6 protein-coding genes are annotated in these 6,335 nt (G+C 43.4%); 5 read left to right on the top strand and 1 reads right to left on the bottom strand.

Annotated elements, in window-relative coordinates; all coding sequences use genetic code 11:
• Positions 1–95: 95 nt before the first annotated feature.
• Positions 96–425 carry a hypothetical protein gene (locus tag FIB07_01795; GenBank protein NJD51579.1) on the bottom strand — a complete coding sequence of 110 codons (330 nt, stop codon included), beginning with the start codon at positions 423–425 and terminating at the stop codon, positions 96–98.
• Positions 426–835: 410 nt separating this feature from the next.
• Here FIB07_01795 and FIB07_01790 point away from each other — a divergent pair, with 410 nt between their 5' ends.
• The 5 genes from FIB07_01790 (at position 836) to FIB07_01770 (ending at position 6,246) form a co-directional block, all read left to right on the top strand.
• Positions 836–2,056, top strand: a complete 1,221-nt coding sequence (locus FIB07_01790) for a hypothetical protein (protein ID NJD51578.1) — start codon at positions 836–838, stop codon at positions 2,054–2,056.
• Between the two features lie 37 nt (positions 2,057–2,093).
• On the top strand, positions 2,094–2,534 hold the full coding sequence (locus FIB07_01785; protein NJD51577.1) for a hypothetical protein: 441 nt from the start codon (positions 2,094–2,096) through the stop codon (positions 2,532–2,534).
• Positions 2,535–2,856: 322 nt separating this feature from the next.
• Positions 2,857–3,489: an ArsR family transcriptional regulator gene (locus FIB07_01780; GenBank protein NJD51576.1), complete on the top strand. Its 633-nt coding sequence runs from the start codon at positions 2,857–2,859 to the stop codon at positions 3,487–3,489.
• Positions 3,490–3,528: 39 nt separating this feature from the next.
• On the top strand, positions 3,529–4,023 hold the full coding sequence (locus FIB07_01775; protein ID NJD51575.1) for an Hsp20/alpha crystallin family protein: 495 nt from the start codon (positions 3,529–3,531) through the stop codon (positions 4,021–4,023).
• A 39-nt stretch (positions 4,024–4,062) separates the two neighbouring features.
• On the top strand, positions 4,063–6,246 hold the full coding sequence (locus tag FIB07_01770) for a CDC48 family AAA ATPase (protein NJD51574.1): 2,184 nt from the start codon (positions 4,063–4,065) through the stop codon (positions 6,244–6,246).
• Positions 6,247–6,335: the final 89 nt, after the last annotated feature.

Raw genomic sequence — 6,335 nt, 5'->3', positions numbered from 1 at the left:
ATATTGGTTTTTCGGATAATTATTTTCAATGTTGCTGTTTTAGAGAAAATTTGCCAGTATTGTCTGGCTTAACCGGAAAAAGGGGGTCTGAATAGTTACCCTGTTTCTTTTATTATCTCGCTGAAATAGCTTCCAGGGAAGGATTTAATAAAACCATATAGTTTTTCCCTGTTCATATTTTCCAGAATATTTGAGCTATTTAATCTCTTATAGCCACCAAGGATGGGAAAAAGCCTGATTGGAAAAAAAGTTTCCGGAGAAGAGGTTATATTAGTAAAACCCAGCAGAATAAGAAAAAGCCAGTAAGGAATAGGTTTGACTTCGATCTCATGCACTTCCTCACCTGCTACCGGAGCGCCCGATTTGTCGCTCTGGGAGGGGCGTACTGTGTACTCGGTGGCTAAAGCTGTAGGGACCGATAGCAAAAAGAAAAAGCAAAGGAGGAAGGTATTCAGTCTAATGCTGATAGACGTTAAAGTTGTAGTCTTCCGTTCCAACGACTGATACTCCATATGCCTCATACTTCCATTGTCCTGCTTCTACATAACCCTGACCTGGAACAATATCAATATGTATCCTGCCATCAATCAACCAAACGTTTCTGATGCTTTATTTCACTGAATCAATTTGCAAACCGAATCAGTTAGGCACTTTTCATAGAAATTATATAAGCATCTAAGACTTTTAAGAAATCGTGCGGGGTTCAACGGAACTTACCAAAGAATGGTTAAACCCCAGACATCGCCCCAAGGCAAAATAAGGTTAGTACTTCAAATGTATTAAAGACTTGCCTGGTTTTGCCTCATGGGATAAAAAATAAGAGGTGAAAAAGAACATGAAAACAAATTTAAAATTAGGAATAGGGGCAATGCTCACTGCAATGCTGCTTGTGAGCATGTCCCTTATGCCTGTAGTGAATGCTCAAGGACAGGATAGTGGTGGAAAACCTGTATTGGATAATAAGGATCCACTGTTGTATGATGCACAAATATATGCGTCAAATAATAATGTTAGTACTGAGGAAGCTCTCCGTCGATTCCAACTTCAAAACATTCCAATGCCCGAAGAAGAACTGAAAACGAAGGAAGTTGAGACATTTGCAGGACTTTGGATTGAGCACACTCCAGAATTCAAGATTGTTGTGCAGTTTACTCGTAATGGCGAGGAGACAATCAAACAATACTTGGAACAATATCCAGAGTTCGCCAACGTTGTTGAGGTGCGCAACACTGCAAAAGTATCCTTAGCTACCCTCCAAAGAGATCAAGCCAATGCTTTAAATTTAGCCCGTGCATCAGATATACCTGTAGAGTCAGACATCAATGTATATAATAACAGTGTTGGGTTGTATATGACTAAATCTGATAGGGGCAGGTTTGATGATGCTTTACTAAGAAGGGAGGGACGATTATCAGATAAAGTTAGAGTGGTGGCGGTTGAGGCAGAAACAATGGGAATAGACGAAGCCAACATTTATGGTGGACTCTCATTGAATGGCTTGATTTCCTGTACAAGTGGTTTTTCGGTAAAGCAAGGTTGGATATTCATCACTAAAGGCATCACAACAGCCGGTCACTGCTCAGATACCCAGTCATATAATGGTAATAGTCTTACTTTTCAAAGTGAAGCGTGGACGGGCAGCTATGATGCTCAGTGGCACACTGCGCCAGGGTACACTGTGACGAATAAAATACAGTGGTGGAACGATGGTAGTACACGTAATATAACCGCGACGAAAAGTCGAAATGACCAACGAATTGGTGAATATGTTTGTAAGTATGGTAGGACCACCGCTTATACATGTGGTTACATCAGTAGTAAAGACTTTAACCCACAAACCCAACAGAATAATGCAGCAACTTTTATTCGGGTTGATAACACGGGGGGTTACAATGATCTTTCTTCTGAGGGAGATAGCGGAGGTCCATGGTTCATCGGCAATACTGCATATGGAACACATAAAGGCGCACCTACCGATGACCCCAATGATGCCATCTATATGGCAGTCGACTATTTGGAGGCTGGGCTTGGCGTCAGCGTGATGACATCCCCATAAAGTAGGGAAACAATAATCAAAAAAAAGTAGAGGTAAAATGAATATAAAATTAAAAGTATTGATGATTGGACTCCTTATATCAACATTGATTAGTGGGTGTGTTGAAGAGACAGAGCAAAACTTTATATCAGTCGATACTTCAACCTCTACTCCTTTTTTTCCAAAACAAAAAGAGATTCCTGCAAGTTATATGGAAGCGAGATTAGTTGGTGAATTAGTAATTTCAAATGGTTGTCTCCGTGTGGATAACTATTTGGTCGTATGGCCGCATGGTTTTTCAATAAGCACTGATGATAAGGTAATCCATATCATTAATAACACTGGCAAATCTATTGCACATGTGGGAGATAAGGTCAAACTTGGCGGTGGTGGTGGTGAAATGCCCGATGAAAGTATAGCAAAATATTCTGCAGAGTTGCCGAATGATCATTGTTCTGGACCTTACTTTATTGTAGGAGAGGTGTTAACAAGTGATTAAAAGCCAGGGAGAGGTAGTGTTCAGGATTCGTGGCTTAATTTAATGAATGTTCGCAAAAGCAACTAAATCCCAATGGCCTGTAGGCAAATAAGGTTAGGACTTTCAAAGTGTATGAGCATCCAAAAAACGCACAGCTAAGCTGCAAAATCTTTGCGACCTTTGCGTTCTTTGCGATGAGAATTCCATGTAATTCCATGTTACCCCAGCATGTATGTGGACACTAAGATTAGCTTTGAACATATTTATGCGTTAAGTTTATATACTATACTCACTAACCTAAGGTTAGTAACCTCAGGTCACTAACTCGGGGTGAAACATAAACATGGAATCAGCACAACTGTTAGACATACTTGGAAATGAGAACCGGAGGAAGATCCTTCACCTCCTGGCAAGCCGACCATGCTATATGAGCGAGATAGCAGAAAGGCTTGACGTGGGTGCAAAAGCAATACTCGGGCATCTTCTGCTCCTCGAGCAGGCAGGTCTGATAGAAGCAAACGTAGATGAACAACGGCGCAAATACTTCCATATTACAGATAACCTCCGTCTTGAAGTGTTTGTGTCGCCGTATTCATTTGAGGTTGAAGTTACCACTGCCGCCTTTCCTGCACCAAAAGAGTATGCACCAGCAGACCAGCAAGCGATCATGACCTTAAAATCGCTTTACGGCCAGATACAGGAACTCATAGAAAAAAGACAGCAATTAATGCAGGAGTACCAGCAGATCCAGGGAAACATAACCGGGGCGATGGGACATTATATGGATGCCATCGAGGATACAGCGGAAGATAACATTGAAGCGGAAATACTCTATGCACTGCTAAAAGGCCCGACAAATGCGCGCGTATTGTCCATGCAGCTTGGAATTCCTGAGTATGTGATCGAGGGATATATTGTAAAAATGGAACAAAAAGAAATCCTTAAAAGAGATGGGAATAATTATATAATAGGCTAAAGAATATAAAATATATACAAATTAAAAAGAGGTAAAACAATGGAAAAAGATTGGAGAAAGACTGATAAGGGATTTTTCAATGAATTTGAAAAAGAAATTGAGCAGATGAATGACCTGGTTAACCGGATGATGCAATCCATAGGAAAAGAACCGCAAGTTTATGGTTTTAGCATGCAGGTAGGGCCTGACGGCATACCGCATGTGGAGCGTTTCGGAAATGTCTTGCCTGTTGGCAAGGACAGGGATGTCAGGGAGCCATTCACAAGCGCATTGGTCGATGAAAAAAATAATGAATTTAATATTACGGCAGAAATGCCAGGGATTAATAAAAAAGATATCGAGCTCAATGCGACAGAAAAAGAAGTTGTTATCAAAGCAGACAGTAACTCAAGGAAATACTACAAGTTTATAAAAACACCGGTACCTGTTGATCCGGATAGCGCGTCAGCAAAGTATAACAACGGGGTGCTTGAAGTAACGTTCAAATTCAAAGAAACGAAAAAACCGGATGCAAAGTCGATAAAGATCGAATAAATGAATGAAACATAATTGGAGATTAATAAAAAGGAAAATATGGATAAGAAAGACAAAACCGTAAATCTCAAGGTCATTGAAGCAAAATCCTATGATGCAGGACGCGGTATTGCCAGGATCGACCCTGAAGTGGCTTATGAACTGGGTTTGCAGACAGGCGATGTCATAGGTATCGAGGGGACTAAGAGGACGGCTGCACTTGTATGGCCGGGTTATCCTGAGGACAGCAATTCGGGATTAATACGCATTGACGGAACAGTACGAAGAAACGCAGGAGTCAGTATCGATGACAGGGTACATATCCGAAAAATTCATACTGCGCCAGCTGAAAAAATCCTGTTCTCACCCACACAGCCCTTAAAAATACAGGGTGGGGAGGCATATCTCGCCCATAATCTTGAGGGGCGCGTAATTACCCGGCATGATGTAGTTGAATTAAATATTATGGGCCGGCGCGTTGACCTTGTGGTCATGTCCATAAAACCAGTTTCTGACTCCGTGATCATCGGAGGAAGTACAGTAATAGAGATCAGCGATAAGCCAGCAAAAGAAATGCCTTCTATTCCCAGGGTCTCGTACGAAGATATAGGCGGGCTGGGAGATGAGGTAAGGAAAGTCAGGGAAATGATCGAACTTCCTTTGCGGCATCCTGAGCTTTTTGAACGTCTCGGGGTAGAAGCGCCAAAAGGAGTTCTTCTCCATGGCCCTCCCGGAACCGGGAAAACCATGCTTGCAAAAGCTCTTGCCTCTGAAACAAATGCAAACTTCCTGACCCTTAGCGGGCCTGAAATAATGAGTAAATTCTATGGCGAATCAGAAGAGAAGCTGAGGGATATATTCCAGCAGGCTGAGGAGAATGCGCCAAGCATCATATTAATTGATGAGATAGATAGCATCGCTCCCAAGAGAGAGGAAGTCACAGGAGAAGTGGAGAGGCGCGTAGTAGCACAGCTGCTTGCTGTAATGGATGGACTTAAAGCCCGCGGGAAAGTAGTAGTAATCGGGGCCACGAACAGGCCCAATGCCCTTGACCCTGCACTTCGCCGCCCCGGCAGGTTTGACCGCGAGATCGAGATCGGAGTCCCGAACAGGAAAGCCCGTTTTGAGATATTGCAGATACATACCAGGGGAATGCCTGTGGCTGATGACGTGAAACTTGACAGGATCGCGGATCTGACGCATGGTTTTGTGGGCGCAGACCTTGCCGCCCTTACGCGCGAGGCTGCCATGAATGCTATCAGGCGCCTGCTTCCGGAGCTTGACCTTGAAGTACAGAGCATTCCCGCAGATATCCTTGACAGGTTGATCGTTACAGGAGAAGACTTTACAAATGCGCTGCGGGAGATGACACCATCCGCACTTCGTGAAGTATTCATCGAATCCCCCAATATCCACTGGAGCGATATTGGAGGGCTTCCTGACGCAAAACAGGAATTAAAGGAAGCTGTTGAATGGCCGATGAAATATCCGAACCTGTTCAAGCAGACCGGGGCAAGACCGCCAAAAGGGATACTGCTTTATGGCCCGCCTGGAACAGGGAAGACCCTGCTTGCAAAAGCGGTGGCTACTGAAAGCGAGGCAAATTTCATAAGCGTAAAAGGGCCGGAATTCATGAGCAAATGGGTCGGGGAAAGCGAAAAGGCCATCCGCGAAACATTCAGGAAAGCAAAGCAGGCGGCGCCGTGTATCGTTTTCTTTGATGAGATAGATTCAATTGCCCAGGTAAGAGGCGTGAGTTCGGATTCCCATGTGACTGAGAGGGTTATCAGCCAGATGCTTTCTGAGATAGACGGGCTTGAAGAGATGCATAGCATTACCGTAATTGCTGCGACCAACAGGCCGGATATCATTGATCCTGCGCTTCTTAGGCCCGGAAGGATCGACCGCCTGATCTACATAATGCCTCCTGACAGGGACTCAAGGCTTGAGATATTCAAAGTCCATACTGCCAGGACCCCGCTTGATAGCGATGTTGATCTTGAAACGCTTTCTGATGATACCGAGGGTTTCACCGGGGCTGACATTGCATCAGTATGCAATGAGGCTACGATACTGGCGATCAGGGAATATGTGGTTTCAGGAAAACAAACAGATGATGAGTCTGTGAAGCAATTAAAAGTGGGCTACCATAATTTCAGGGATGCCATGGTAAAAGTGAAGCCGCATTCTAAGAAAGAACTGGAGAAATATACCAAGATATCTGAGAATTTCATATACCAGTGATAAACTGGTATGTGGAAATCCCTTATTCTTTTTTTGTTTATCGAAGGTTATTTCAGTAAAGTCTATAGGTGGAACAATATCAAGACTCG

This window comes from Candidatus Methanoperedens sp. (genome assembly GCA_012026795.1).
Classification (GTDB): domain Archaea; phylum Halobacteriota; class Methanosarcinia; order Methanosarcinales; family Methanoperedenaceae; genus Methanoperedens.
Note: the sequence above shows the minus strand (reverse complement) of the source record. Positions and strands in the feature narration are given on the sequence as shown.

Coding starts and splice junctions, on each gene's coding strand:
- FIB07_01790 (NJD51578.1), top strand. CDS start 836: ATGAAAACAAATTTAAAATTAGGAATAGGGGCAATGCTCACTGCAATG.
- FIB07_01785 (NJD51577.1), top strand. CDS start 2,094: ATGAATATAAAATTAAAAGTATTGATGATTGGACTCCTTATATCAACA.
- FIB07_01780 (NJD51576.1), top strand. CDS start 2,857: ATGGAATCAGCACAACTGTTAGACATACTTGGAAATGAGAACCGGAGG.
- FIB07_01775 (NJD51575.1), top strand. CDS start 3,529: ATGGAAAAAGATTGGAGAAAGACTGATAAGGGATTTTTCAATGAATTT.
- FIB07_01770 (NJD51574.1), top strand. CDS start 4,063: ATGGATAAGAAAGACAAAACCGTAAATCTCAAGGTCATTGAAGCAAAA.